Annotated in this window: 23 protein-coding genes; 13 read left to right on the forward strand and 10 right to left on the reverse strand. The window is 45.1% G+C overall.

Annotation, left to right across the window (positions count from 1 at the left end; genetic code table 11):
* Nucleotides 1-207: 207 nt before the first annotated feature.
* On the forward strand, nt 208-1,131 hold the full coding sequence (locus MAR181_RS14655) for a homocysteine S-methyltransferase family protein (RefSeq protein WP_013797378.1): 924 nt from the start codon (nt 208-210) through the stop codon (nt 1,129-1,131).
* A gap of 66 nt (nt 1,132-1,197) precedes the next feature.
* Here MAR181_RS14655 and MAR181_RS14660 read toward each other — a convergent pair whose 3' ends face one another.
* Complete coding sequence (locus MAR181_RS14660) at nt 1,198-2,574, reverse strand: glycine--tRNA ligase (protein ID WP_013797379.1); 1,377 nt, start codon at nt 2,572-2,574, stop codon at nt 1,198-1,200.
* Nucleotides 2,575-2,810: 236 nt separating this feature from the next.
* On the opposite strand from MAR181_RS14660, the gene MAR181_RS14665 reads away from it, so the two are divergent.
* The 3 genes from MAR181_RS14665 (at nt 2,811) to MAR181_RS14675 (ending at nt 4,472) form a co-directional block, all read left to right on the forward strand.
* Entirely contained in the window at nt 2,811-3,266 is a 456-nt protein-coding gene (locus tag MAR181_RS14665) for a DUF3429 domain-containing protein (RefSeq protein ID WP_013797380.1), read from the forward strand.
* A gap of 71 nt (nt 3,267-3,337) precedes the next feature.
* Complete coding sequence (locus MAR181_RS14670; RefSeq protein WP_013797381.1) at nt 3,338-3,730, forward strand: thiol-disulfide oxidoreductase DCC family protein; 393 nt, start codon at nt 3,338-3,340, stop codon at nt 3,728-3,730.
* A gap of 16 nt (nt 3,731-3,746) precedes the next feature.
* Nucleotides 3,747-4,472 carry an SDR family NAD(P)-dependent oxidoreductase gene (locus MAR181_RS14675; RefSeq protein WP_013797382.1) on the forward strand — a complete coding sequence of 242 codons (726 nt, stop codon included), beginning with the start codon at nt 3,747-3,749 and terminating at the stop codon, nt 4,470-4,472.
* Between the two features lie 53 nt (nt 4,473-4,525).
* Here MAR181_RS14675 and MAR181_RS14680 read toward each other — a convergent pair whose 3' ends face one another.
* On the reverse strand, nt 4,526-5,269 hold the full coding sequence (locus MAR181_RS14680) for a DUF1826 domain-containing protein (protein WP_013797383.1): 744 nt from the start codon (nt 5,267-5,269) through the stop codon (nt 4,526-4,528).
* Nucleotides 5,270-5,402: 133 nt separating this feature from the next.
* Entirely contained in the window at nt 5,403-5,663 is a 261-nt protein-coding gene (locus MAR181_RS14685; RefSeq protein ID WP_013797384.1) for a DUF5062 family protein, read from the reverse strand.
* A gap of 239 nt (nt 5,664-5,902) precedes the next feature.
* On the opposite strand from MAR181_RS14685, the gene MAR181_RS14690 reads away from it, so the two are divergent.
* The 9 genes from MAR181_RS14690 to MAR181_RS14730 all read left to right on the forward strand — a co-directional run bounded on the left by MAR181_RS14690 (nt 5,903) and on the right by MAR181_RS14730 (nt 18,520).
* Nucleotides 5,903-6,598 (forward strand): GntR family transcriptional regulator, encoded by a 696-nt coding sequence (locus tag MAR181_RS14690; RefSeq protein WP_013797385.1) that lies wholly within the window; start codon nt 5,903-5,905, stop codon nt 6,596-6,598.
* Between the two features lie 14 nt (nt 6,599-6,612).
* Nucleotides 6,613-7,491, forward strand: a complete 879-nt coding sequence (gene prpB, locus MAR181_RS14695; RefSeq protein ID WP_013797386.1) for a methylisocitrate lyase — start codon at nt 6,613-6,615, stop codon at nt 7,489-7,491.
* A 139-nt stretch (nt 7,492-7,630) separates the two neighbouring features.
* Complete coding sequence (gene prpC, locus MAR181_RS14700; RefSeq protein WP_013797387.1) at nt 7,631-8,758, forward strand: bifunctional 2-methylcitrate synthase/citrate synthase; 1,128 nt, start codon at nt 7,631-7,633, stop codon at nt 8,756-8,758.
* Nucleotides 8,759-8,788: 30 nt separating this feature from the next.
* Nucleotides 8,789-10,273: a 2-methylcitrate dehydratase gene (prpD, locus tag MAR181_RS14705; RefSeq protein WP_013797388.1), complete on the forward strand. Its 1,485-nt coding sequence runs from the start codon at nt 8,789-8,791 to the stop codon at nt 10,271-10,273.
* Nucleotides 10,274-10,712: 439 nt separating this feature from the next.
* The gene (locus MAR181_RS14710; RefSeq protein ID WP_245546168.1) at nt 10,713-12,668 is read left to right on the forward strand and encodes a methyl-accepting chemotaxis protein; all 1,956 of its coding nucleotides are present in this window, start codon (nt 10,713-10,715) and stop codon (nt 12,666-12,668) included.
* A 53-nt stretch (nt 12,669-12,721) separates the two neighbouring features.
* Entirely contained in the window at nt 12,722-14,803 is a 2,082-nt protein-coding gene (locus tag MAR181_RS14715) for a tRNA(Met) cytidine acetyltransferase TmcA domain-containing protein (protein ID WP_013797390.1), read from the forward strand.
* Between the two features lie 263 nt (nt 14,804-15,066).
* Nucleotides 15,067-16,059 (forward strand): TRAP transporter substrate-binding protein, encoded by a 993-nt coding sequence (locus MAR181_RS14720; RefSeq protein ID WP_013797391.1) that lies wholly within the window; start codon nt 15,067-15,069, stop codon nt 16,057-16,059.
* A 154-nt stretch (nt 16,060-16,213) separates the two neighbouring features.
* Nucleotides 16,214-16,891, forward strand: coding sequence for a TRAP transporter small permease (locus MAR181_RS14725; RefSeq protein WP_013797392.1), 678 nt, complete (start codon nt 16,214-16,216; stop codon nt 16,889-16,891).
* 15 nt (nt 16,892-16,906) lie between these two features.
* The gene (locus MAR181_RS14730; RefSeq protein ID WP_013797393.1) at nt 16,907-18,520 is read left to right on the forward strand and encodes a TRAP transporter large permease; all 1,614 of its coding nucleotides are present in this window, start codon (nt 16,907-16,909) and stop codon (nt 18,518-18,520) included.
* A 103-nt stretch (nt 18,521-18,623) separates the two neighbouring features.
* Here the strand turns inward: MAR181_RS14730 and kduD are convergent, their stop codons facing one another.
* The 7 genes from kduD to MAR181_RS14765 all read right to left on the reverse strand — a co-directional run bounded on the left by kduD (nt 18,624) and on the right by MAR181_RS14765 (nt 26,741).
* The gene (kduD, locus tag MAR181_RS14735; RefSeq protein WP_013797394.1) at nt 18,624-19,382 is read right to left on the reverse strand and encodes a 2-dehydro-3-deoxy-D-gluconate 5-dehydrogenase KduD; all 759 of its coding nucleotides are present in this window, start codon (nt 19,380-19,382) and stop codon (nt 18,624-18,626) included.
* 261 nt (nt 19,383-19,643) lie between these two features.
* Nucleotides 19,644-20,930 carry an ABC transporter substrate-binding protein gene (locus MAR181_RS14740; protein WP_013797395.1) on the reverse strand — a complete coding sequence of 429 codons (1,287 nt, stop codon included), beginning with the start codon at nt 20,928-20,930 and terminating at the stop codon, nt 19,644-19,646.
* Nucleotides 20,931-21,010: 80 nt separating this feature from the next.
* Complete coding sequence (locus MAR181_RS14745; protein ID WP_013797396.1) at nt 21,011-22,150, reverse strand: ABC transporter ATP-binding protein; 1,140 nt, start codon at nt 22,148-22,150, stop codon at nt 21,011-21,013.
* A gap of 9 nt (nt 22,151-22,159) precedes the next feature.
* Entirely contained in the window at nt 22,160-23,068 is a 909-nt protein-coding gene (locus MAR181_RS14750; protein ID WP_013797397.1) for a carbohydrate ABC transporter permease, read from the reverse strand.
* Nucleotides 23,069-23,070: 2 nt separating this feature from the next.
* Nucleotides 23,071-23,952 carry a carbohydrate ABC transporter permease gene (locus MAR181_RS14755; RefSeq protein ID WP_013797398.1) on the reverse strand — a complete coding sequence of 294 codons (882 nt, stop codon included), beginning with the start codon at nt 23,950-23,952 and terminating at the stop codon, nt 23,071-23,073.
* 231 nt (nt 23,953-24,183) lie between these two features.
* On the reverse strand, nt 24,184-25,767 hold the full coding sequence (locus MAR181_RS14760; RefSeq protein ID WP_013797399.1) for an aldehyde dehydrogenase (NADP(+)): 1,584 nt from the start codon (nt 25,765-25,767) through the stop codon (nt 24,184-24,186).
* A gap of 62 nt (nt 25,768-25,829) precedes the next feature.
* Complete coding sequence (locus MAR181_RS14765; protein WP_013797400.1) at nt 25,830-26,741, reverse strand: 5-dehydro-4-deoxyglucarate dehydratase; 912 nt, start codon at nt 26,739-26,741, stop codon at nt 25,830-25,832.
* Nucleotides 26,742-26,805 lie beyond the last annotated feature (64 nt).

Genomic DNA, 26,805 nt, shown 5'->3' on the forward strand with positions numbered 1-26,805 from the left:
GAGGTTTTAATCTACTCAGCTTGATAAATGGATTTTGTCCCTCAAGGTTAAGAAAGGTGTGAATAAGTCTGCTGAACGTCAGTTGACTTGTTCGTACCTTCCTTAATGATGATTCAAATTATCTTAATCATGACCAAGTTTCATTACCTTACGTCTGTCTTTATGGTTGAATGGCGCTAATAAAATTTAGGCCAGTAAAAGACAGTAATGAATAATTTAACCCTACTAGATGGCGGTATCGGCCGCGAACTTAAGCGCATTGGCGCGCCCTTCTCACAACCACTGTGGAGCGCGCAATCTTTAATAGAGGCTCCTCACTATGTTACTCAGGTGCATGAGAATTTTATTCAAGCAGGCGCTGACATAATCACAGTTAACAGTTACGCCTGTGTGCCTTTTCATCTTGGCGAAACACTTTACCAACAACAAGGGGCCACGCTCGCGCGACAAGCCGCCATCATTGCCAAAGATGCCGCAAACAACGCACCTCATCCTGTCCTCGTCGCTGGCTCACTGCCACCACCTCTTGGCTCTTATCGCCCAGATTTATTTGAACAACAGCAAGCTCTCGATATTTTAACGACACTGTTTGAAGCACAAGATGAACATGTCGACTTATGGCTTGCCGAAACCATTGCCAGCATTGGAGAAGCCAATACCCTAGTCAATGTTTTAAAAAACTCAACAAAACCTTGTTATTACGCCTTCACATTGAGCGATGAACTAGGAGAAACAGCCAGATTGCGTTCCGGGGAATCCGTCGCCGAGGCGATTGACGCCATGTTGACAACAACGAACCAAGAACAAGCAATTCAAATAAAAGAGAATGACGGCATTTTCTTTAACTGCTCTATTCCCGAAGCGATGGAACAAGCCATACGCGATACCACCAGCCAGTTAGAAAAACACCATAGACAGCTTAACATCGGCGTTTACGCGAACAGTTTCACCCCCATATCACAGGGTCATGAAGCCAACCTGACGACACAAGCTTCCCGCGATCTATCACCAGAAGAATACCTCGTCTTCGCCAAAAAGTGGCACCACCTCGGCGCCAACATCATCGGCGGCTGCTGTGGTATTAACCCCAACCACATCAAAGCACTCGCAGAGTGGAAACACGCCTTTTAAAAACAAAAATGCCGTTACAATTCACATCGTAACGGCATTTTGCTTTCGTTTTATGAACCGACTAATTTAGTCTTGGTTGATAAAGTAGTTGATCACATAAGCAGGTAATTCCGCAGCAGGCACCACAACTTGCTCCATTGTGTCACGGTCACGAACCGTCACAGGTGCGCCTTCTTTCTCGATTGAGTCGAAGTCTACGGTTACACAGATTGGCGTACCCACTTCGTCATGACGACGGTAGCCTTTACCAACGTTGCCTGTGTTTTCATAAAGGATACGACCCAAGCCCAGTTTTTGTAGCTTATTTTTCAGCTCTTTCGCCAAGGCGACGATTTCAGGCTTGTTCTTTTTCAGTGGCAGAATAGCGACTTTAATCGGCGCTAGGTGCGGCTTAAATTTAAGCACAGTACGCGTCGAACCGTTTTCCAATTCTTCTTCTGTGTAGGCTTCAGTCATCACCGCCAACAAACCACGATCTAGACCGGCAGAAGGCTCGATGCAGAAAGGCACTTCCCACTTGTTGGCTTCCAAATCACGTACGGCTAATTTTGCTGTCGAGTGCTCATTCTTTTTCACGTTTGCAGAAAGGCCGAACTCTTCTTGTGCTTTAGTGTGTGAGCCAAGGTCATAGTCCGTACGGTTTGCAACCCCTTCCAACTCTTCAAAACCATGTGGAAACTTGTACAAGATATCCACAGTCGATTTTGAATAGTGAGCCAAGTCATCACCCGTTACATATTCAAACTGAATATTCTCTTCTGTTAGACCTTGATCCAACCACCATTGCTTACGGGTTTCTACCCAGAATTCGTGCCATTTTTCATCTTCACCTGGCTTACAGAAAAATTCCAATTCCATTTGTTCGAATTCACGAACACGGAAGATGAAGTTACGTGGGGTAATTTCGTTACGGAAGGATTTACCAATTTGCGCGATACCAAATGGCAAAGCTCGTGATGTTGAATCCACCACGTTTTTAAAGTTGGTAAAAATACCTTGCGCAGTTTCAGGACGAAGGTAAGTATAAGACTCTTCATTCACCATAGGGCCGACGTTGGTTTTGAACATCAAGTTGAAATCACGCGGCTCAGTCACTTCTGTAGACCCACAATTGTCACATACTTTAATGTCTTTCATGTGGTCGGCACGCATGCGTGACTTACACTCATGGCAATCCACCATAGGATCAGTAAAAGTGTCTTCGTGGCCCGAGTACTTGTAGACGTGTTTGTTTTGGATAATGGCAGCATCCAAACCTTCTACGTCATCGCGTTCATAAACCATAGAACGCCACCAGGCCGCTTTTAGGTTGTTTTTCAATTCAATACCTAACGGACCGTAATCGTAAGCGCCCTGCATACCACCGTAGATTTCACTGCCTTGGAAAATAAATCCGCGACGTTTACAAAGGGAGACGAGTTCATCCATCGTTTTAGCTGGCATTTCTAAACACACCTTAAGCAATATTCGTTAATTAGAGACACCCAAGCATTGAGCGAGTGTCAAAGAAGGTTAATAGCCGCCCATTGTACTCTTTGACCGTAATTCGCTCAATGCCGATGTAAAGCCGATTAAAGGAATGTAAAATCTTTAATGCATGAGTCATATAACTGGAAATTGAACTCACAATGGTATAGAAATACACCTTATTTGCACATTTATATGATAAGGCTGTCTTAATGATGCGAGTCTCTGCTTCACCTTATACTTTTTTCCTAGGCACTATGGGCTTAGTTCCCTTTTTGTTTGCCACCTATTTAAGCTGGACGAACCAAACATTTTTTGACCGTTCGGGCCTATATCTGTTCATTACTTATGGGGCCATCATCTTAAGTTTTTTGTCCGGTTCTCTGTGGGGACAATTCGTTCATCGTGAATCCAGCCCATTAAGCGTGTATCTACTTATCTCCAGCAATGTCGTCGCTGTCGCGGCTTGGTTCTCTTTGCTGCTAGACATTCAGGTCTTATCGATTGCGTTGTTGTTCCTAGGCTTCATCAGCACCTTTTGGGGCGAAGCCAGATTCGCTTTCGCTAAGCAAACTCATGCTGAAAATTCGCCGTATTTGACCATGCGATTTGTGCTGACATTGGTTGTCTGCGTTTTACACCTCTTAGTTTTTTACCCAAGTTACTAATCTAACGTCTGCTTTCCTACGTAACATGTTTTAAGGCCACATAGGTCGGCCTTCCCTTGCAAGGAGATAACATGTTAACCATATTCTACGATGGCAAATGCCCTCTATGTGCCGCCGAAATGAAAAGTTTGGCTCAGTTCGACACAAATAATCGGCTGATTTTAGAAGACATACACGCCAACGACTTTCAGCAACGCTTTCCACACATTGATCCCATTGCGGCAGATCAAGTATTACACGGTCAACTCGACGATGGGCGCATAATTAAAGGCTTAGACGTTACTTGTAGCGCGTGGAAACTGGTCAATAAGCACCAATGGTTAACATTATTAAGATGGCCCGTGATGCGTTTTTTTGCCGATAAAGCCTATCTATTCTTTGCCCGTTATCGTCACCCTATTGCCGCTTTCGTGGGCGGTAAAAAGCGCTGCAAGACCTGCCATAAAGATGGTTGTGACCTTTAAAGTAGGAGTCTTTGCTATGTCAAATTTTCACGGGTTAGTCATTGGTGCCAGCAGTGCGATAGGTCAAGCCATCCTAGACATCTTAGAACAAGACCCAAATTGCAACGGCATCATTGCCGTATCGCGTTCTGAAAATAGTCAACAGAACATTGGTAAAGTCAGCTTTATTCAGTGTGACTATCAGCAAGAAAGCATTGAAAACGTGTGTCAAAATTTAACTTCTTGGCAAGGCAAGATTCATAAGGTTTTTATCTGTAATGGGTTACTGCACGACGAGACGATGCAACCTGAAAGAAAAATAGAGAGTGTTAATGCCGCCCAGATGGCTGCCAGTTTTCAAGCCAACAGCATCACACCTATGCTGTGGCTAAAATCTCTATTGCCTGTATTAAACGGCTCATCGGCCACACAAGTGGCAGTCTTTAGTGCTCGAGTCGGCAGTATTTCCGACAATAAAATGGGCGGCTGGTACAGTTATCGCGCCTCCAAAGCCGCGCTTAACATGCTAATTCAAACATCAGCAGTTGAGTACGCTAGACGCGCGAAAAACGTCAAGTTCATTGCCTTTCATCCAGGCACCACGGACACACCTTTATCGCAACCTTTCCAGCGCTCAGTGCCACAAGACAAACTCTTCACGCCAAGCTTTGTGGCGCAACAATTGCTCACCTTGATGAATACGATCCCGATGGACAATCAAGCCGCCTATATGGATTGGAATCATCAAGAGATTAAGTGGTAGGAAGATGCGAATAAGCCTTCTGAACGTCAGTCTTGTCCAGACCTTCCCTAGCCTTACACCATGTCCAAACTGAGAAACAGGCGTGGCTGCTCACGGCTCGCAGTAGGTGATCTGTGCACCACGCCTCGACCTAATGAGGTTGGCCATTCTTCGCCTTTCATTAGCGCCACGTCACCCATGTTTAAGCGATTAATATGGCCATGACTCAACAAACCAGAGTTGTGATCTTTGACATCGCCACCACGCCCCAATCGTTCCCGCTGCACATGCGCTTCATGTAACCATTCACTACCAGCTCCGGCATAAGTCGTAATCAAGCGGCAGGGGATTTTATCCACATGAAAACGAGGACACATGGCTTTTGATAAAACATCCAAACGCAGCCCGACCTGCTGTAGATCAAACAGACAAGCGAACATCTCCATCAATAACGTCACATCTTCAATAAAAACCGCTTTGCCTTCAGCTTCCGGTAACAATCTCTCTAATAATTTAGAGGCCTGCTGTGGCTTTTCTTGGCCTTTGAAGCTGAAATGGGGGGCTTGGGCGATAAAGCTATGCGCATACTTAAAGGCTTCACCTAGCGGCCTTTGCCAAATCGCCATGCCAATCTGTCGATGATAAATATCCCCTAACACCTCTCTGTGTGCTGACTTCACTGTACTCAACGACACTGGCTCAGATAGGATGGGAGTCGATTCCCCCGCTTGCCTTTCTTCTGGATCTTGAAAAGCATAAGGTATGGCATTGCCTTCAACAGACAACTCGACTTCAGATATTGGAATACAAGCTTGCATTGATGGGCTCCCCTTGTGAATATATCAAGCACAAAAGGAAATGTTATATCATAACAAACCATAAAAGAAGCATAGCGCTCTTAACATCGCATTGAACGAAGCCAATGCCTCGCTCAATACAATTCACAAAGCCTTACTGTAATAATGGGTCGTCTTTAGGTAGATTCTTTTGTATCCACAAAGCCAATTTATGCTTCATGTTTGGCAAGTCTTCTTTATCCGCCGGCAGAGCCACCACCAATTTATCCAACACAAGCAAGCGATAAATAGCCTCTACTTTTTCATTGGCAGACATAGTCGCAGAGAAACCAGCATAACCACGCTTCAAAGCATATTTTTCTCCAACTTGAATGGCTTTTTTGCTCAGCGCCGCCTCATTTTTCATTTTTTTCATTTGGCTTATCCTATTTTGCTGCTGGTAATGATGATGCATCAGATTGTCGACATATAAACATAAAACCCAGCAAAACAAATAGAATATTGTGAAACAACAAGCATTTTATCCCTTATAGAACGCCTACCCAAAGCGAGTGATAGGCATCAAAAACCAACAATTGTCGACAATATAGCTTGATAAAAGCCAAAAACACGACTATAAAGAAACACATTGTCAACAATTAAGACGTTTTACGTATGAGCCAAATCATCCCAATTAAGTCAGCGACCCTATCAGAAGACATCGCCCAACATCTAATTAACGCTATTGTGGCTGGCGATATTGAGCAAGGCAGTAAGATCTCAGAACCAGAGCTGGCCAAGCAATATGGTATTTCCCGAGGCCCTCTTCGAGAAGCCATCGTCAAGCTTGAAGGATTAGGCTTGGTCACTCGTACTGCCAATGTAGGGGCTCGGGTGATCGAGCTGAACACTCGCGACATGCTAGACACCTTTGCCATGCGCGAAGCCCTTGAAGGGATGGCCGCCCGATTGGCCGCATCCAACATGGCGCAAGCCGAAGTGAATGACCTCTACCAGTTATTGGACAAACATCAGGCTTTCTTAGACGCCAATCAAGATGAACATTACGCGCAACAAGGTGGTAATGAAGACTTCCATCTACGCATCATTCAAGCCAGTGGTAATGGTAAATTGATTCGCCTTTTAAGCCACGAACTCTATGCAGTGATTCGTATGTATCGTCGCCATACCGCCGACCAACGTAGTGATCCGCGTCAGGCCTTAAGAGAACATAAGGCCATTTTAGACGCCATTGCGAACCAAGAAGGTGATCTCGCTGAGCTGCTAATGCGCCGACACATTAGCCGAGCTTCTCGCTTGCTACAACAAGCCATGGAGCAATCCGATCACTCTCAATCCGTCAAAAAATAAAAAAGGAAAGACCCATGAGTCAGACATCTGCTGGAGCCAAATTTAGACAGGCCGTGACTGAACATTCCCCACTACAAGTGGTGGGTGCCATCAATGCTTACTGTGCCATGATGGCGGAACAAACTGGCCATCATGCCATTTACCTTTCTGGTGGCGGTGTCGCTAACGCGTCTTATGGTCTACCGGATTTGGGCATGACCGACCTACATGATGTATTGGAAGATGTTCGTCGAATTACCGCCGCCTCAGAACTGCCGTTACTGGTCGACATAGACACAGGGTTTGGAGGCGCTTTTAACATTGCTCGCACCATAGAACAAATGGAAAAAGCCGGTGCGGCAGCGGTCCATATCGAAGATCAGGTACAACAAAAACGCTGTGGTCACCGTCCTAATAAAGCCATTGTTAGTCAAGCTGAAATGGTAGATCGCATAAAAGCCTGTGTTGATGCTCGTACCGACGATCACTTTGTGGTGATGGCAAGGACCGATGCGTTAGCCGTCGAAGGCATGGAATCTGCCATTGATCGCGCTATGGCTTGTGTCGAAGCTGGCGCCGATATGATCTTCCCTGAAGCCATGCTGACATTAGAGCAATATCAGGAGTTTGTCAGCGCAGTAAACGTTCCAGTGCTCGCTAACATTACAGAATTTGGTGCCACGCCTTTATTCAGCAAAGAAGAACTGGCCAGCGCAGGCGTCGACCTAGTTCTGTATCCACTGAGTGCCTTTCGCGCCATGAACAAAGCCGCGCTTAATGTGTATCAGCATTTATTACAAGATGGCCACCAGCAGGCTGTGGTGGATCAAATGCAAACTCGTAATGAACTCTATGAGTTCCTTAACTATCACGATTATGAGAACAAGTTAGACAAACTCTTCTCGCAAAAATAAGTCTTATTCAGCAATTGGTTAGATACAATTAAATAACAGATTTTAGGAATCAATAAAGTCGACATTCTCACATAAAAGAATGAGACACAAAGCCCTATGGTGATGTGAGCTTTCTTTAAAATAATAAAGGAGAAAGAAAATGGCAAAGGTACTAACAGGCGCAGGATTAAGAGGCCAAAGCGCTGGTGAAACCGCACTCTGCACCGTTGGTAAAGCGGCAGCAGGGCTGACTTATCGTGGCTATGACATTGATGTTTTAGCCGATAAAGCCAGCTTTGAAGAAGTGGCGTATTTATTACTCTATGGCAAATTACCCAATGTCTCAGAGTTACAAGCCTATCAACAACAATTGATCGCTTTGCGGCCTTTACCGGATGCTTTAAAAGCCGTGCTTGAGCTGGTCCCGAAAGACGCTCACCCTATGGATGTGATGCGTACAGGGTGCTCTTTTCTAGGCAACCTTGAGCCTGAGCTGACTTTAGCAGAACAGCAAACAGCGGCTGATCGTTTAGTCGCCACCCTGCCCGCTATGGTGCTGTACTGGTATCGTTTTTCACACCATGGAGTACGCATTGACACTCACCACCCAGACATACCCTCACTGGCGGGTCACTTTCTCGCTATGTTGCATGACGAAGAACCGGACCCCTTGCATGTCCAGGTGATGAACGCTTCTTTAATTCTATATGCTGAACACGAGTTTAATGCTTCTACGTTTACGGCGCGAGTTTGTGCCTCTACCTTATCGGACATGCATTCTTGCATTACTGGCGGCATAGGCAGTTTACGAGGCCCCTTACACGGTGGCGCCAATGAAGCCGCAATGGACATGATAGAACCATGGAAAACCCCAGATGAAGCCGAAGCCGCTCTCCTACAAAAGCTGACAAATAAAGAAAAGATCATGGGCTTTGGTCATGCCATCTACAGTGAGCGTGACCCACGCAATGACATCATAAAAAAATGGTCGGAAAAACTCAGTGAATCCGTTGGTGACCCATATCTTTATGACGTTTCAGAACGTTGTGAAGCGGTCATGTGGCGCGAGAAAAAACTCTTCTGTAATGCGGATTTTTTCCACGCCAGTGCCTATCGCTTTATGCGCATTCCCACCAAACTCTTCACCCCTATTTTTGTCTGTTCACGAGTCACCGGCTGGGCCGCTCATGTTATGGAGCAAAGAGCCAATAACCGTATTATTCGACCAAGTGCCGACTACACAGGGCCTGATCACGCTGAGTGGATCAAGCTAGAAGATCGCCCATAAACAATCAAAGCGTTAAAATAAGGATAAGATATGAGTGCTAACGTCGATTTAAACAATCGCCCAGATTATGACAAGGTGATTCAAGACATCGCTGACTATGTGCTGAACTATCAAGTCAGCAGTCAAGAAGCCCTAGATACGGCTCGGAATTGCCTAATGGATACCTTAGGCTGTGGGTTATTAGCGTTACGATTCCCTGAATGTACCAAACACCTTGGCCCAATAGTACAAGGTACTATCGTACCCAATGGCGCCCGAGTACCGGGCACGTCACTGACGCTCGACCCAGTAAAAGCGGCCTGGGACATAGGCTGTATCATCCGCTGGTTGGACTACAACGACACTTGGTTAGCGGCTGAATGGGGCCACCCATCTGATAATTTAGGTGGTATTCTGGCCATTGCCGACCACCTTTCACAGCAAAGACTGGCTCAAGGCGAATCGCCACTCACCATGCGTGATGTGCTAGAAGCCATGATTATGGCACATGAAATCCAAGGGGTTATTGCCTTAGAAAATTCCTTTAACCGAGTGGGATTATGTCACGTACTTTTAGTCCGTATTGCCTCAACCGCTGTCGTAACAAAAATGATGGGGGGGGATCGTGAACAAATCATGGCCGCTATTTCCCAAGCTTGGGTCGATGGTTCGGCGCTGCGGACTTATCGCCATGCTCCGAATGCCGGCTCTCGAAAATCCTGGGCGGCGGGTGATGCGACATCTCGGGCGGTCCGTTTAGCAGATATGTCAATGCGTGGTGAAATGGGCATCCCCAGTGTACTGACGGCACCTCAATGGGGATTTTATGACGTCTCTTTCAGCAAGACTAATAAAGACCAAGCCATCAAACCTGAAGCACAAAGAGCATTCTCTTTCTCTCAAGGCTATGATGCTTACGTCATGGAAAACATTTTGTTTAAAATCTCTTTCCCTGCGGAGTTCCACGCACAAACTGCCGCCGAAGCGGCCGTTACCTTGCATCCTCAGGTAAAAGATCGACTGGATGAGATTGAGAAAATCGTCATCCGCACCCATGAATCGGCGATTCGTATCATTTCCAAAGTCGGCCCGCTTGCCAATGCGGCCGACCGTGATCACTGCTTGCAATATATGACAGCGGTGCCATTAGCCTTTGGAAACTTGATCGCAGAACATTACGAAGATGACTTCCATCAATCTCACCCTATTATTGATATCTTGCGAGATAAAATGGACATTATCGAAGATAAGCGCTTTACGGCTGAGTATTTAGAAGCCGACAAGCGTTCCATAGCCAATGCCATTCAAGTCTTCTTTAAAGATGGCAGCCACACGGAAGAAGTGGTGGTGGAATACCCAATTGGGCACCGTCGTCGTCGTCAAGATGGCATTCCATTACTGGAACAAAAGTTCCAAGCCAACCTTGCAACGCGCTTCCCAAGCGCTCGTTGTCAGCAAATTTATACTCTCTGTAAAGATCAAACTGAGTTAGAAAAGACACAAGTGAATCGCTTCATGGATTTGTTTGTCATCTAACCAGCCTTTCAACAATGCGCTTTCCTAGGCCATTATGTGGCATTTAGCCTAGGGAAGCTTCCACCCCTTCCTATTTCCCTATAGAACAAATTAGCTCTCTAGCTTCAAACTATCGTCCCCTTCTACTAGCTTCTACCCTAAAAAATTGCCCTATTTTAATGTTTAGATTGGCGCCTTTTTAACGAAAATCTTAATAATTTTTATTTATAGTTAATCATAAGATGTAACCTTTTGTTCATTTAAAACAACTAGATATAAACTTAATTGTTTAAGATAATCGCAAAGTTATGTAAATTTAATTTACATAACAAAGAGGAAATAATGATGAAAATCATTATGAAAAATCAACTTTTCTATATGAAAGGACTAACCATAAATGTTTTCTACAATAAAGTATGCCTCTCTTCCCAAAAAGCTTGGGCTTGGAACTCTCATCGCAGTGTTGCTACTATCTATCGCTTTAGTCGTCATTATTGGGGGGTTATTTGAAAGCCAAATTGGTGGCATTGTTACCAGCCATCAAGAAAAAGAAATTGAACTCGTCGTTAATCGCCTTAACAGTCGTTATGATTCATTCAAACAAATCTCCTTGCATAATGCCGATATGCTTGATTTCAGTCTGAATGAGGTCGAAACAAATTATAATCAGACCATGACCTTAGCCAATCAAACCATTCCGTCACTGACACTGCATGGTGAAACGCTAAATGGTCAATCGGACTTTATAACGAATTTTGCCAAAGCCGCTGGCGCGGATACCAGTATCATCATGGCCAAAAATGGTGGATTTTATCGTATCGCTCAATCCAACAAACAACTCCCCGTCTCGATTTCCGCCAACAATAAAGGCCGATCTTCCCTAAATAATAAACGAACTTTTGTTGGCCGTAATGAAATAAACCAGCAAGACTATTTTGCTATTTATAAACCCCTAAGCAATCAAACGGGCTTATACATTGAATTATTATTTCCCTTTGATAGCGTCCTTAAACCACTACGTCATTCAATAAATAGTATGCGGTTTGGCAAAACCGGTTATGTATTTGTTACGGAAGGCAGAGGAAAAGAGGAAGGAAAACTGCTCATTCACCCAACCAGTGAAGGCAAAGGACTGTACAGCCTTCAGCCAAAGCTTAACAGCACCTTTAAAAAACTCTATCAATCTGACAAGGGTGTTATTCATTATTCTCTAAAAGTTGCTGGAAAAGGCGATAAAGCCCGCCCCTCTAAAGTACTTTTCCAGTCTGTTCCAAAATGGAATTGGGTGGTTTCACTGAAGACGTATGATGATGAATACGCTGAGGAAGTGAATCACGTTCTATTAATAATGACCATCATTGTGGTCATTACAGCATTTGCCCTTAGCTTAATTCTTATTGTGTTCATTCGAAGCGCCCTGTCACCATTAAAAGAAATGTCGTCGGCGATGGAGCAACTTGGTCATGGCAACCTGGCGTTCCGCTTCCAGCGACATGCCAGCAAAAACAGCAATAATGAGATCGATGCCTTACAAGTTGATGCCATTAAAATGCGTGATAATTTAGTCAAGCTGATAACGAACATTCAAACCTCAAGTGAAGCTTTATTGGCATCAACTTCAGGCATTTCGAATGCAAACAGCGATTTAGTACAAAGCGCAAATGCCAGCCAGGATGCGAGTGCTCAAGTCAGTTCGGCCATCACTCAAATATCAACGTCAATCGAAGAAGTGGCGCAAAGCTCCAATCAAGTATCGGAACAATCCGCAAAAATGTCACACTTGACAACTCAAGGACACCATGCGGTGAAACAAGTGGAAGAAACCGTCAGCATGCTGTCGTCGGCTTTTACTAAAGCATCCAATACCATCAAAACGGTTGAACACAGCTCAAAAGACATTGGCGAAGTGGTCACTGTGATTAATAACATTGCCGAACAAACCAACTTATTAGCTCTGAATGCTGCCATTGAAGCGGCTCGTGCCGGCGAGCAAGGACGAGGCTTTGCGGTAGTAGCCGATGAAGTGCGCGTGCTAGCCCAACGCACGCAAACGTCGACAGAAGAAATTCGCAACGTGGTCGATAAGCTTCAAGCTAATAGTCAATCGGCCGTGATGGACATGGAACAAGGTTCTGAACAAGTACGCAATAGCATTGAGCAAACACATACCGCTGACCAGCTATTAAACGATATCCTGACATCCATTCAAGATGTGGAGATGGGCATCAGCAATGTTGCTGCAGCGACTGAAGAACAGAGTGTCGCGTCCACTCAAATTCGTCGAAATGCAGAAGACTTGCAAGATGCCGCCATACAAACTCAAACCATGGCCAATACGTCACAAGGGCACAGCCAGAACATTGAACAATTGGCTAACACCCTACAACATGACTTATCAAGTTTCACCATAAAATAACATTGGCGTCCTCCTATAGCCGCAGTATCATACTCCGGCTATAGGAGATTTTTATGACCCATTCTGACCACCATCGCCGCTGCTTTATATTAAGAGGGACAAGCCAACAACTGTTGTCAGAATTTTCACATCTAAGCCAAAGACTTAATACGCCTCTCATCTGTACTCAAGATCCCGAGCCCTACGACCAACTCAATCAAGGTTTATATCAAACCTGCAACTTTAAACAGGCTCGTCAGTTGCTAGGCAGCACTCAAGAAGCGGTATTAATCGATCTCACTCAAGGTGTTTCTGCTAGTGCATTAGCCATTCTTGCTGGAACGGTTCGTGGCGGCGGTCTATTTGCCTTGGGACTACCCAACGGTAACTGGCACGATTGCCTTGATGAGGATTTATCTCGTTACTTGCCTTGGCCATACCAACCCGAACAAGTTCACTCGTATTTTAAAGACTATTTATGGTCGCAGTTACAGGGAACCACTAGCCCGTTCCAAGAAAGCCTAGAACAGCAAGCCCCCTTAACGGCGTTGCCGGTTTGGTCACAAAACATCACGCTAACCTCGCAACAGCAGCAGGCCCAGAACCAGCTTCTTAACCTAGACGCAGATCATTACATTCTCTCTGCGGCTCGAGGGCGAGGTAAATCCACCTTGCTAGGCGATACACTGGCAAAACTGTCTCAAACGTCGCTCAACCTTGCTTTAGTCGCCCCTAACCAAGACGCCATTGGAACGTTAAAAGCACAATTTGAACGAAGCCTAAAGCAGCAAACGCTCTCTGCAAAATGGCCTTTCTATGCCGCTGACGCTTTACTCTCAGACACACAACAATGGGATGTTTTAATCGTCGATGAAGCCGCTATGTTCCCCATTCCCATACTTATTGAATTGGCCAAACGAGCCAAACACTGCGTCTTTAGTACCACAGACTATGGCTATGAAGGGATAGGAAAAGGCTTTGGCATCCGTTTCACTAAGCATTTGAAGCAATTAAAAAGCCGATCCAAGCAGGGAGTTATCCACTTAAAATTGGATCAACCTATCCGATGGGGGAAAAATGACCCACTTGAAAAATGGCTGAATAACACCCTCTTTTTAGGCAGCGAAATGCCTAATGAACCGATGACTAAATACCCAATTGAAACGCTTCAATATCAGGCTTTGTGCGCAAAAGATTGGTTACAACAACCCCATCAGCTAAATCATGCCTTCCAGCTGTTAGCCAATGCACATTACCAAACCTCAGCCGATAACTTACGTTGGATGTTGGATGATCCTTCGCTTTCGATCCATACGTTGAGCCATGAAAACGCGTTGCAATCTCTGGCCATTGTGTCGGCAGAAGGAGGCTTATCAGATAGCTTGAATCAAGCGGTCATGGAAGGTAAACGCCGCCCCAGAGGCCATTTGGTACCACAATCCTTACTCGCACATGAAGGCATAGCAGAAGCAGGAAAACAGTCCTTTTGGCGCATCAGCCGAATTGCCACTCAAGCACATCAACACAACCTTGGTTATGGCAGTAAACTGCTTGAAAAAATAGAAAAATCCGCACCACCAGAGTGTGATTTTCTTTGCACCAGTTTTGCTGCAACGCCAGATGTACTGCACTTCTGGCTAAAAAATGGCTATCGTATTGTGCGCTTGGGCACCTCTAAAGATCACGCCAGTGGCAGCTACTCCATTATGATGGTGAAATCACTTAACCAGTCCGCCAAAACCATTAGCATAAAATGGCAAACACGCTTTCTTGAAAAATTCACTCTGAATCTGTTGCTGCAATACCATGACCTGCCAAGCGATTTGGTGCTGCAAATCCTTGCTGGAAGCAATGGCGAAATTGGTTTGCCGAGCTTAGCCCAACTTAGCCTACAAGAACAAAACGAATTAGCCTTATTTATAAATCATCACAAGCCTTTCGACAGCATCCGTCCCGTTTTTTTAAAGGCCTGCTACCAATTAGCCATTAGCAACCAACTTGATGCTAAGGATCCAAGCCATCTACTGATGTTAGAAGCCGCATTAGGACGAAATTTATCAAGTAACCAAAGAAAGGCTCAGTTAGATGGTAAAAAAGCCATTTACCAAACCTTCAAAAGCCATTTATCAAACTTTCAAAAGCCTTTTAAAGGCTAAAATAGGCGGTTAGCCACCCATCACTTCACACACCATGTGCCAAGTCTCCCCCACAAACAACCTCCGGCCATTTCACTTCGCACGCAGAAAAAACCTAAAAAACCTTTATATTCAATATCTTAAACAAAAATCTAAAGATTTGGCACGAAATGTGTAAATAACCCCTCTAGCAATCTTTAATTTTGCGCGGCCCATTCAGGGCTAAAAATCCGGTAACCATATCCGGCAACAATAATAAATACGCTTTTTGGAGTTTTATAAAAATGAAAAAAATCAGTCTTGCTCTAACCTCTCTTGCCCTTGCGTTTTCTGCTAATACAGCATTAGCAAACTGTGATGCAGGTGAGCGTGTCGTCAAATTCAGTCACGTTACTGGCGGTACCACTCACCCTAAAGTCGTTGCAGCCAACAGCTTCGCAGATCGTGTTAACAAAGAAATGAACGGCAAATTGTGTGTAGAGGTGTTTCCTAACTCAACGCTTTTTGGTGATTCAAAAGAGCTTGAAGCCCTACTATTAGGCGACGTTCAACTACTCGCCCCTTCATTGTCTAAGTTCGGTTCATACACTGACAAATACGGTGTATTTGATTTACCGTTCATCTTTAAAGACATGGATCACGCTATCCGTTTCACTAAAACGCCAGAAGGTAAAAAACTTCTTCTTGAAATGGATGATTACGCAGGCTTTGTTGGTCTAGGTTACTGGATGTCTGGTATGAAATACTTCTCTGCCAACAAACCACTAATCAAGCCTAGCGATGCAAAAGGTCTTAAATTCCGTGTACAAACGTCTGATGTTGCAAAACAAATGATCTCAGCAATGGGTGCATCTCCACAGGCGATGGCATTCTCTGAAGTATACAGTGCATTGCAAACTGGCGTTGTCGATGGTCAGGAAAACACTTGGTCTAACATCTACACGAAGAAATTCTTCGAAGTACAAGACAGTGTTACCGAAACCAACCACCAATTGTTGGCGTACTTGTTCATGACCTCTTCTGAGTTCCTAGACAGCTTGTCTGCCGAAGATCGCACACAATTCCTTGCAATCGCAGACGCGGTTACGCAAGAAGCCAACTTATCTGTTAAAGCGAAAGAAGCGGCCAACCGTGCCAACATTCTAAAAGCTGGCGGTAAGATCAATTCTTTGACGCCAGAACAGCTACAAGTCTGGGTAGAAACAATGAAGCCGGTTTGGAAACAATTCGAAAGCTACATTGGTAAAGACTTAATCAACGCTGCGGCGGGTGCTTAAGTTAACTTGATCCTGCTGAGCTGACCCTTTGGGTCAGCTCTTTGTGGTTTTAAATGTGTACTTCTTTCGCCAAAACTCATCTGGCCATAACGTCTCACAAACACGCCACATGCTGCTTTTATTTGTTTCGCTCCACGTAAATTAGGAGACCCCCATGGCATATTGGCCACACTTATACTTACTTTTCTTCATCCTCATTCTTTGGGCCCTTGAAAGACGCTTCCCAAAAGTAATGGCTCGTGCAGAAGAAAATTTATTGATCCTTGTGATCTCTTCCATTATGGCCGTCTCTTTTGGTCAAGTTATCGCACGTTATGGTTTCAACACAGGTTGGGACGCAGCGTTAGAATTTAATACTATTGCCTTCTCTTGGTTGATCCTTTTGGGCATGAGCTATGGCATCAAAACCAATCTTCATATTGGTGTCGACATTGTTTTAAACGCTGTGCCAAAGCGCATTACAAAAGCCTTATCTCTGTTTGGTGCTGCAGCGGCTATGCTATACGGTTTGATCCTATTGGATTCTACTTGGTTAGCCATGCTTGGTGTGGATGTAAAAGGCGGTGCAATCGAGTACTGGTCGAAAATGTTCCGTATCGGCATTGGTTCAGAAGAACTGCGTTACCCTGAATTCATTCAAGAAATGTTTGGTGTACGTCCACGTATCCAGCGCTGGATCGTTTTGGTGATTCTTCCAATCAGTTTGGCACTCCTGTCTTATCGCTCTCTACAAGCCTTTATTAGCATTGCCCGCGGCAAACGCGACATGCTAATCAGCGGCCATGAGGCACAAGACCTTGTCAAAGAAAACCAAAACGTCTTGAAAGACTAGCTCAGGAGCTTAATTGTGGAATCCATTATTCTATTTTCTATGGTACTAATCTTGCTGTTTATCGGCTTGCCTGTTGGTATCTCCTTGGGCTTATCGTCCATTTTATTTATTACTTTTTTCTCCCACGACTCCTTGTCGTCTGTGGCAATCTCTTTATTCGGTGTGGGTCAGCATTACACACTATTAGCGATTCCGTTTTTCATCATTGCCTCGTCTTACATGTCGACTGGTGGAGTAGCAAAGCGTCTGATTAACTTTGCCATTGCCAGTGTCGGTCACTTCCGTGGTGGTCTGGCGATGGCATCAGTCTTGGCATGTATGATGTTTGCCGCCTTATCTGGTTCTTCCCCAGCCACCGTAGTTGCCATTGGTACCATTGCGATTGCTGGTATGCGCCAAGTAGGTTACTCAAAAGAGTTTGCGTCTGGCATCATTGCTAACGCAGGTACGCTTGGTATTTTGATTCCACCTTCGATTGTAATGGTGGTTTACGCCGCTTCGGTTGACGTTTCTGTTGGTCGTATGTTCCTCGCGGGTGTCATTCCAGGTTTGATGGCTGGCGGTATGTTGATGCTGGCCATTTATGTGGTAGCACGCATCAAGAAACTGCCTGCTGAAGAGTGGAAAGGCTTTGGCAATCTCATTCGTGGTGGTAAAGACGCTGGCTGGGGCTTGTTCTTGGTTGTCATCATCATGGGAGGAATTTATGGTGGTGTGTTTACCCCAACTGAAGCGGCTGTGGTTGCTGCGGTTTACTCCATGTTCATTGCGTTATTCGTTTACCGTGACATGGGACCTTTAAAAGGCAAAACCTGGACCAATGACGATGACACCACTCATGCACGAGTTGGCTTCAACGGCATGGTATATGGTGTTTCCTTCTTCCTTGTATGGGAAATCATGTCTTTCTTTGCCCTATCGGACAACGAAACCATTACCGGTGGCGATCGTGCGATTTGGGGTCTTATCATGTCAGCCCTATTGGCCGTCTTCTACGTTTATAAGCGTTCTAGCAAACTAGAAGAGTCCATCTCCGCTTGTTTCCTTGCCGGCTTACCCATTTGGGGACGTAACTTGTCGATGATGTTACGTGGTTTCTTCCCATCTTTGTTTGGTGAAGAGTCTCGTAAAGTGATGTTAGAAGGGACAAAAACCACTGTGATGTTGATGTTCATCATCGCTAACGCCTTGTTGTTTGCTCACACCTTGTCGGCAGAACGTATCCCTCAAATGATCACAGAGTGGATGCTTGGGGTTGGTTTTAACTGGTTTACTTTCCTAGTTGCTGTGAACATTCTGCTGTTAATCGGTGGTCAGTTCATGGAGCCATCTGGTTTGTTGGTAATTGTCGCGCCTGTGGTTTTCCCAATTGCGATGGAGTTAGGTGTTGACCCTATCCACTTGGGTATCATCATGGTTGTTAACATGGAAATCGGTATGATCACGCCACCAATTGGTTTGAACCTCTTCGTGACGTCAGGCATCACTGGCATGAGCTTGGCTCGTGTAGTGAAAGCGGCCATGCCATTCGTACTTGTCTTGATGGTGTTCCTAGTACTCGTGACCTATATCCCAGCATTGTCTACGGCTTTGCCTTACAGCATTATGGGACCAGAGATCGTGCAGTAATCGCCTTACCTCCAAACTGTTCTGTGGACACTTTGGAGGTACAAAACAGTCATAAAAAAAGAGCCTATAGGCTCTTTTTTTTGAACAGATGAAAATATCAACCTTAACGCGCTAACCAACCGCCGTCGACGGCTATGGTATAACCATTCACATAACGTGATGCGTCTGATGCTAAAAATACCACAGGGCCTGCCATGTCCTCTGGCAATCCCCAGCGGCCCGCCGGAATACGAGCCAGGATCTCATTTGAGCGCGCTTCGTCCGCACGTAATGCTTGAGTGTTGTTCGTCGACATATAACCCGGTGCAATGGCATTCACATTGATACCATGCTGAGCCCATTCATTTGCCAGCAGTTTTGTGACCCCCATCACACCGCTTTTGGAAGCCGTATAAGAGGGCACACGAATCCCTCCTTGAAAGGACAACATCGACGCAATGTTAATAATATTGCCGGAGCAGCCTTGAGAAATGACTTGTTTGGCAAAACCTTGTGACATAAAGAAAACCGATTTGATGTTCACGTCCATCACATCGTCCCAGTCCTTTTCAGTAAACTCAATGGCATCATTACGTCTAATAATCCCCGCATTGTTCACCAAAATATCCACATGACCGAACGTCTTAACGGCTTCATCTATGATGGCATCAACACTTTCAACCTTACTCATGTCGGCAATGATGCTATGAAATTGACGCCCGGTTGCTGACATTAACGCCATTGTCTCTTTAGGGTCACTACGATTCACCCCCACAATGTCCGCCCCCGCGTTTGCCAGCGCCAATGCCATCCCTTGCCCTAAGCCCGTATTACAACCCGTTACTATGGCCACCTTGTGGCTTAGATCAAACATCTCTTTCATAAAAATCACCTAATAAAAACCCGCGCTGAGACAGCGAAATGCCTCATGATGAAATCAGAATAACACAAGAAAACATTTTTTCAACTTTATAGAAACAATGTTTTATTAATTTCCCGTAGAGAGCATCCATTCCATTCTCAGCGACACTTTTATGAATTGAATTCAGAACATAGACAAGCGTCACCGCCCACTGGCGAGCAGTCCAGAATCAAAGTGCAGCACGTTTTTGCCTGCGCAAATCCGTACTGCCCGCCTTTCCCGTTACCGCATCGCACGACGTAAAATACGGTTACCCTTTTTGATAAAGTCTTCTGCGGCCTCTTCAACAGACAGGTCACCTTGGTCCATTTTTTCAATCAGCTCTTGAAACAAGCTAACAAATTGTGGGTTTTCAAAGTAAGCAGAAGTTTGTAGCTTTTTCGGCAGGTCGTTAATTTGCGCTAAGCCTGAAACGGATAAATCCGTATCTTTGATGGTGCCATCCAACATCAAAGCACGACGAGCAGCCAAGCTTAATGGCACCCCACGCGCCAACCCCATGGCTTTATATCCCGCAGGCTCATTAAGAATAAAGTTCAGCAGTTTCGCCGCTTCTTCTGGTTGATCGCTGTTTTTACCAATTGAGAACATTTGTGCAGGTTTATAAAACAAACCAGCATCGCTCGCTCCCTTCATTTGTGGGTAAAAACCCAGTTCAAGAGACATAGGAGGCATCAGGTTATCGTTGTACTTGTTAATGGCAGAGTTCCACATATACAAGCCAGCCCATTCACCATTAATCCAAGGCTTGTGCTCATACAGATTGGCGGCACCAAAACCGGCAATGTACTTACTGCTTGGTGCCACATGGTTTTTCACCATGTCTTCATAAAGCTTGAAGAACTCCAACATTTGCTCATCTGAATAGGCAATTTTCTTATTGTCTTCATCGATCATTGGAATGCCATATTTTTGAACCATGTAAGAACGGTTCATAGCAATCACATCACGGCCTTCAAGCACTAATGGGTAAAATTTTTCACCCAGCTTTTCTTTGAATACCGGACCGGCTTTCATGAAGTCATCCCAAGAAACAGGGTATGGCAAACCGGCTTTATCCCAAGTGTCCTTGTTGTAATAAAAGATCCGTGCCGCCATCGAAATGGGAATGCCGTTTAAGACGCCATTATTGGTGCCAGCCGCCAGAGCGGCGTCATCAAATTGGCTCAAATCCAACACATCACTGTATTGACGGAGGTCTTTAAAACCGTCACCACGACGAGAGAAAATGGGCATCCAATTCCAGTTGGTCTGCATAAGGTCTGGCTCTGTATTACCTGCAATCTGAGTGGTTAAACGTTCTAAGTGCCCCCCCCACCCAGTGTATTCTGTTTTCACACTGGTCTCTGGGTTTTGCTTTTCATATTCCTTCACCGCATTATTGGTAGCGGCATGTCGAGAATTCCCTCCCCACCATGACATTCGCAGATCTTCCGCACTGACATGGGTGCTGACCATTGAACCCGCTGACGCCAGCCCAACTAACATAGCTATTGTTTTTATTTTCATGCTTGCTTTCCTCGTTTTATCACACTGTTTCAACTTTTTCAGAGCCACCAAGACAATCACCTAGAGACCTCCAAAATCCATTAAAGAGAAATGTTTTCCTCAGTTTGCTTATCAAAGATATGGGCATTATTCATTTCAAAATGAAACCACTGCTCCTTACCTTTTGAATCTAATAATTGTGCTTCGACCACATCCGAAGGAACCCGAGCACACATTTCCTTCTTCTCACCATCAACCGAAAAGTGCACATAAAACTCAGCTCCCATGTTTTCCATGCGAATCACAATGCCTTTCACCACCTCACCTTTTGGCGAATTATCATTAGCCAATTTAATGAATTCAGGACGAATACCAAACACAGTATCTTCGGTGAATTTAGCGACCACTTTCTGAGCCTTTGACGCAGGTAACATCAAGGTCTGTGATGCCAATGCCAACTGATATTCATCATTCTCATTAGCACTCAGCTTTGCTTCTACCATGTTCATTTCTGGCGCACCAATAAAGCCAGCAACAAACAAATTTTTAGGGTATTTGTACAAATTGGCTGGCGTATCAACTTGCATGATATGGCCGTCCTTCATCACACAAATACGATCCCCCATGGTCATGGCTTCTGTTTGATCATGGGTGACATAAACACTGGTAGCGGAACGATTGGTTTCCTTCAGCGTCTTATGTAAATCCGAAATACGCACCCGCATAGAAGCTCGTAATTTGGCATCCAAGTTCGATAAGGGCTCATCAAATAAGAAAACTTGTGGGCGCTTTACGATGGCGCGACCAACTGCCACACGTTGCGCTTGACCACCAGATAATTGACGAGGTAAACGGTCAAGCAATGGTGTTAATTCAAGTAATTCAGCCGCTTCATTCACCTGTTTCTCAATGTCCGCTTTACTGACCTTCGCCAATTTCAAACCAAAACCTAAGTTTTCACGAACACTCATGTGTGGATAAAGCGCGTAATTCTGAAACACCATGGCAATGCCACGATCTTTCGGGGGCAAATTATTGACAATACGACCGCCAATGCTGATGGCGCCATCCGAAATGGACTCCAACCCAGCCAACATACGTAATGTGGTTGATTTGGCACAACCCGATGGTCCAATGACCACCAGGAATTCACCGTCTTCGATTTCAAGATTAATGCTGTGAACCGCTTTAAAACCGTTCGAATACACCTTGGTTAAATTTTCGAGTACAACTTTAGACATAATAACGACCTATCCTTTAACACCACCGGACGTGATTCCTTCCACAAAGTAATTTTGCGCAATAAGGAAAACGACAATTGACGGAACGATGGCAATGGATGCCATAGCAAGAATTTCATTCCACTGAGTGCCTTCCGTCACATCAATGGAGAGTTTTAACGCGAGGGCAATGGGGTACTTTTCGACACTGGAGATATAAATTAATGGCCCTAAGAAGTCGTTCACCGACCACATAAACTGAAACAGAGCGACCGATATAATCGCCGGTTTCAACATAGGCACCACTATGTACCAAAGCAGCTGATACGAGTTGCAACCATCAATCATGGCCGCTTCTTCCATATCTGTTGGTAAGCCCCGCAGGAACTGAATCAACATAAAAACGAAGAAACCTTGAGTCGCAAAGGCCATTGGTAAATACAATGGCATGTAGCTGTCCAGCATGCCCATTTCACGGAACATCAAATACTGTGGAATCAATAAAACAGACGTGGGTAGTAGAATCGTCGCCACCAAGGTGACAAACCAAAACTTCTTGAATGGGATATCAAAACGCGCAAAACCATAGGCGACAATCACCGAAGAAATCACCGTCAAAATAACCTTTGGCACCACGTAATAAAAGGTATTCAAAAAGAACCGCCCAAAAGTGTATTCCGTGCCTGTATTCCAACCATTAATAAAACCATCCAACGAAAATTCGGCTGGCCAAAGGCTTAAGGAACTGAATATTTCATGGTTCGGTTTAAAAGCGGCAGAGAACATCCAAAACAAGGGATAGAGCATCACCAAACCGCAAAACAATAAAATGATATAGCGAATCGCCGCGCCAATTTTCTGTTTACGCATCTCGATTCTAAGGTAACGAGTGTTATCGACCACTCCGCTTACTGACGGATCCATTGATACTTTATTCATGATTACTTACCCCCCTTATCGCCAGAGTAAAACACCCAATATTTAGAAGACTTAAAGGAAATCGCGGTGAAGATCGCTACGGCCACAAACAACACCCATGCCAAGGCACTGCCATAACCCAAGTCAAAATACTTAAAGGCGGTTTCATAAATGTAGAGTGAGAACAAATAAGTGGATTTGGCTGGCCCACCACCGGTAATCACATAAGGCGCGGTAAACTCTTGGAAGGCTTGAGTGGTTTGCATAATGAAATTGAAAAAGATTACAGGTGTGATCAAAGGCACCGTGATCTTAGTAAACATCTGCCACTTAGAGGCGCCATCGATCATCGCCGCTTCATACTGAGATTGAGGCACGCTTTGCAATGCCGCCAAAAAAATCACCATGGCCGAACCAAATTGCCAGACTCGCAACAAGGTCACAGAAAACATCGCAAACACAGGTTCGCCCAGCCAAGAAATCGGCTCCACGCCAAAAATCCCCAAGAAGCTATTTAACAAACCATCTAAAGAAAAGATGGCGCGCCACAACACCGCAATGGCGACACTGCTACCAAGAATGGAAGGAATATAGTATGCGGTTCTAAAGAACTTAATACCGCGTAATTTAAAGTTCAAAACGAAAGCAATAAAGAGAGCAAACGCCAGCTTAAGAGGAATCGTGAGGAAAACATAAGCAAAGGTAACGCCCATGGATTTATAGAACGTATCATCATCCATCATATAGCGATAATTTTCTAAACCGATATATTCAGGGGGATTGATCAGATCATAGTCGGTGAAACTAATGATCAATGACGACAAAAATGGAAAAGCGGTAAAAACCAGCAATCCAATAATGTACGGGCTGATATAGGCCAAACCTAACCGTCGATTTTCATACATATTGATCAACTCTATTTTGTTGTTATTGAGGTTGCATTTCGATATTAGATGAGCAATTTCATTTTTACAACAAATTAAATCATTTTTTTGAAATGCTTTTTCAAAAATAATGATTTTGCTTTTTTGATCAATTCTTCTATCACTTCTCTTTTCGTATACCCCTGTCAGAACGGGATAGCCAGACACAAAAAAGCGAGGCCATGGCCTCGCTTTTTTTACCCTAAGACGGAATCACTCGCCCAAAGTCAGTATTCCTTCTACCAGCTGAGGAATAGCCAACGGATTATTCGCTTTCACACTGCTTGGTAACAAGCTAGTAGGAAAGTCTTGATAGCACACAGGGCGTAAGAAACGCTCAATCGCGGCGCTACCAACGGATGTCGAGCGGCTGTCTGACGTCGCTGGAAACGGTCCACCATGCACCATAGCCTGACACACCTCTACTCCCGTAGGGTAACCATTGCATAATAATCGACCAGCCTTGCGCTCAAAGATAGGCAACAACTGACTGACCGCCGCAATGTCGGCATCATTCATTTGAATGGTGATCGTCAGCTGACCTTCAAAATGCTCAGCAAGTTGCTGATATTCTGCAAGACTCTGACACTGGATCACCAAACTGGTCGATCCGAACACCTCATTTTCAAGACTTTTATCCCCTAGGAACGTTACTGCATCAGTGACGAAAGCATGGGCATGACATTGATTTGGTCTATCGGATGTCTCAGATTTAGCCAGTAAACGAACGCCAGAGTGCTGCTCCAAAGCCGCAACCCCATTACAGTACGCTTGATGAATACCCGGGGTTAGCATGGTTTGTGTCCCTAACCCTTGAATATCTTCTGTCACCTGCTGCAAGAAAGCATCGCCGTCAGCATTCGCCATTATGACGACCAGTCCAGGGTTGGTACAAAACTGCCCAGCCCCCATCGCCAGAGAGGCAACAAAACCCGATGCCAAGGTTGGCGCTTCCGCTGCCAGCTTATGAGGCATCATGAAAACAGGGTTAATACTGCTCATTTCCGCATAAACAGGAATGGGCTCGGGACGATTCGCCGCAATATTCATCAACGCCACGCCACCCGAGCGGGAACCAGTAAACCCCACCGCTTTGATGTTTTTATGCGCTACTAGCGCACCGCCGACATCTGCTCCAGCGCCGAAAAGTAGAGAAAATACCCCTTCCGGCATCTTGCAGTCTCGCGCGGCTTTTTGAATCGCACGCCCAATCAATTCAGAGGTTCCTGGATGAGCAGAATGCGCCTTAACCACCACAGGACAACCTGCGGCCAATGCCGAAGCGGTATCGCCACCCGCCACGGAAAACGCCAGTGGGAAATTGCTCGCGCCAAAAACAGCCACAGGTCCTAACGGAATTTTCTGATATCGAAGATCCGCTCTCGGCAAAGGTTGACGATTCGGCAGTGCTGGGTCAATCCGTGCATCGAGGAATTTGCCCGAACGTACAACCGATGCAAACAGTCGTAGTTGGCCCATGGTTCGCCCTCGCTCCCCTTCAATACGCGCTTTTGGCAAACCTGATTCTGCCATAGCACGTTCGACCAACACCTCACCCAAAGCAAGGATTTCATCGGCAATCGCTTCTAAAAAAACCGCTCGACGTTCAAACGACAACCCGCGATATTCGTCAAATGCTTGCCAAGCCAAATCCACCGCTTGATCGACATGCTGCTGATCACCGCCCAAGAAATCAGGCCCCAATGATTCATTTGTCGCTGGGTTAATGGCGCGAATCGCTCGTTTGTGGCCTTGTACCGATTGCTGACCAATTAACATGTGCCCAGAAATTTGCATCATTTCCTCCACTTTATTTCCACTGGCTGTTTTTAATGGTTTTATCAAAAACACCAATAACGTTATGAATTTGCTTCAATTAATGCCTTCAGGCGAGCTTCTTGTTGCGCATTTGGCATAGTCAGAGGTGCTCGTACATCTCCTGCTGGACGATCAATTAACTTTGCACCAGACTTAATTAAGCTCACCGCATAGCCTTTTTTCTCATCTCGTAGGCGACAAAATGGCACAAAGAAATCTTTTACTATTGCCGTTACCGTTTCTTGCTCCCCAGCTCTCAAGGCTTTATAGAAACGGTTCGCCATGTCCGGCATGAAATTAAACACCGCCGAAGAATAGGTGTTCACTCCAATCGCTAAATACGCTTCCGCAAAGATCTCCGCCGTCGGCACACCACCGATGTAAGTTAAACGATCACCGACCGTTTTGATGATGTCATTTAAAGCAGCAATGTTGCCGACACCGTCTTTTAGGGCAATGAAATTGTCATTTTGATCTGCCAGTTGCTGAACACTTTCAGCACTTAAGATGCCATTCGCACGATTGTAGTAAATAAATTGAATGGCACTGCTTTGCATAATTTGTGAAGCGTATTCCACCACACCGTCTTCTGGACACTCAGTTAAAAATGGAGGCATTAATAATATGCCATCACAGCCAGCGTCTTCCGCTGCCTTAACAAATGTCTTGGCTTCTAACACACTGCGTCCAGCACTGGCGATTACCGGCACACGACCTGCAACTGTCTCCACCGCAATACGACAAATTTCAGTGTATTCCTCGAGCTCAAGCGAGAAAAATTCCCCCGTACCACCCGCGACAAAAACGGAAGACACGCCATGCTCGATGAACCATTCAATGCGCTGTTTGTACGTTTCTGGCTGAAACACACCTTGCTCATCAAAGTCAGTAATTGGAAACGATAATAAACCGTCACTGAGTGATGAGCGGATTGTATCAATTGAAAGTGCCATAAAAGAGTCCTCTTATTATTCAAATACCCAATTTTGGGCAAACGAAATCCCTACCTCATAAAGG

Source organism: Marinomonas posidonica IVIA-Po-181, from assembly GCF_000214215.1.
GTDB lineage: Bacteria > Pseudomonadota > Gammaproteobacteria > Pseudomonadales > Marinomonadaceae > Marinomonas > Marinomonas posidonica.

Coding starts and splice junctions, on each gene's coding strand:
- MAR181_RS14655 (WP_013797378.1), top strand. CDS start 208: ATGAATAATTTAACCCTACTAGATGGCGGTATCGGCCGCGAACTTAAG.
- MAR181_RS14660 (WP_013797379.1), bottom strand. CDS start 2,574: ATGCCAGCTAAAACGATGGATGAACTCGTCTCCCTTTGTAAACGTCGC.
- MAR181_RS14665 (WP_013797380.1), top strand. CDS start 2,811: ATGATGCGAGTCTCTGCTTCACCTTATACTTTTTTCCTAGGCACTATG.
- MAR181_RS14670 (WP_013797381.1), top strand. CDS start 3,338: ATGTTAACCATATTCTACGATGGCAAATGCCCTCTATGTGCCGCCGAA.
- MAR181_RS14675 (WP_013797382.1), top strand. CDS start 3,747: ATGTCAAATTTTCACGGGTTAGTCATTGGTGCCAGCAGTGCGATAGGT.
- MAR181_RS14680 (WP_013797383.1), bottom strand. CDS start 5,269: ATGCAAGCTTGTATTCCAATATCTGAAGTCGAGTTGTCTGTTGAAGGC.
- MAR181_RS14685 (WP_013797384.1), bottom strand. CDS start 5,663: ATGAAAAAAATGAAAAATGAGGCGGCGCTGAGCAAAAAAGCCATTCAA.
- MAR181_RS14690 (WP_013797385.1), top strand. CDS start 5,903: ATGAGCCAAATCATCCCAATTAAGTCAGCGACCCTATCAGAAGACATC.
- prpB (WP_013797386.1), top strand. CDS start 6,613: ATGAGTCAGACATCTGCTGGAGCCAAATTTAGACAGGCCGTGACTGAA.
- prpC (WP_013797387.1), top strand. CDS start 7,631: ATGGCAAAGGTACTAACAGGCGCAGGATTAAGAGGCCAAAGCGCTGGT.
- prpD (WP_013797388.1), top strand. CDS start 8,789: ATGAGTGCTAACGTCGATTTAAACAATCGCCCAGATTATGACAAGGTG.
- MAR181_RS14715 (WP_013797390.1), top strand. CDS start 12,722: ATGACCCATTCTGACCACCATCGCCGCTGCTTTATATTAAGAGGGACA.
- MAR181_RS14720 (WP_013797391.1), top strand. CDS start 15,067: ATGAAAAAAATCAGTCTTGCTCTAACCTCTCTTGCCCTTGCGTTTTCT.
- MAR181_RS14725 (WP_013797392.1), top strand. CDS start 16,214: ATGGCATATTGGCCACACTTATACTTACTTTTCTTCATCCTCATTCTT.
- kduD (WP_013797394.1), bottom strand. CDS start 19,382: ATGAAAGAGATGTTTGATCTAAGCCACAAGGTGGCCATAGTAACGGGT.
- MAR181_RS14740 (WP_013797395.1), bottom strand. CDS start 20,930: ATGAAAATAAAAACAATAGCTATGTTAGTTGGGCTGGCGTCAGCGGGT.
- MAR181_RS14745 (WP_013797396.1), bottom strand. CDS start 22,150: ATGTCTAAAGTTGTACTCGAAAATTTAACCAAGGTGTATTCGAACGGT.
- MAR181_RS14750 (WP_013797397.1), bottom strand. CDS start 23,068: ATGAATAAAGTATCAATGGATCCGTCAGTAAGCGGAGTGGTCGATAAC.
- MAR181_RS14755 (WP_013797398.1), bottom strand. CDS start 23,952: ATGTATGAAAATCGACGGTTAGGTTTGGCCTATATCAGCCCGTACATT.
- MAR181_RS14760 (WP_013797399.1), bottom strand. CDS start 25,767: ATGCAAATTTCTGGGCACATGTTAATTGGTCAGCAATCGGTACAAGGC.
- MAR181_RS14765 (WP_013797400.1), bottom strand. CDS start 26,741: ATGGCACTTTCAATTGATACAATCCGCTCATCACTCAGTGACGGTTTA.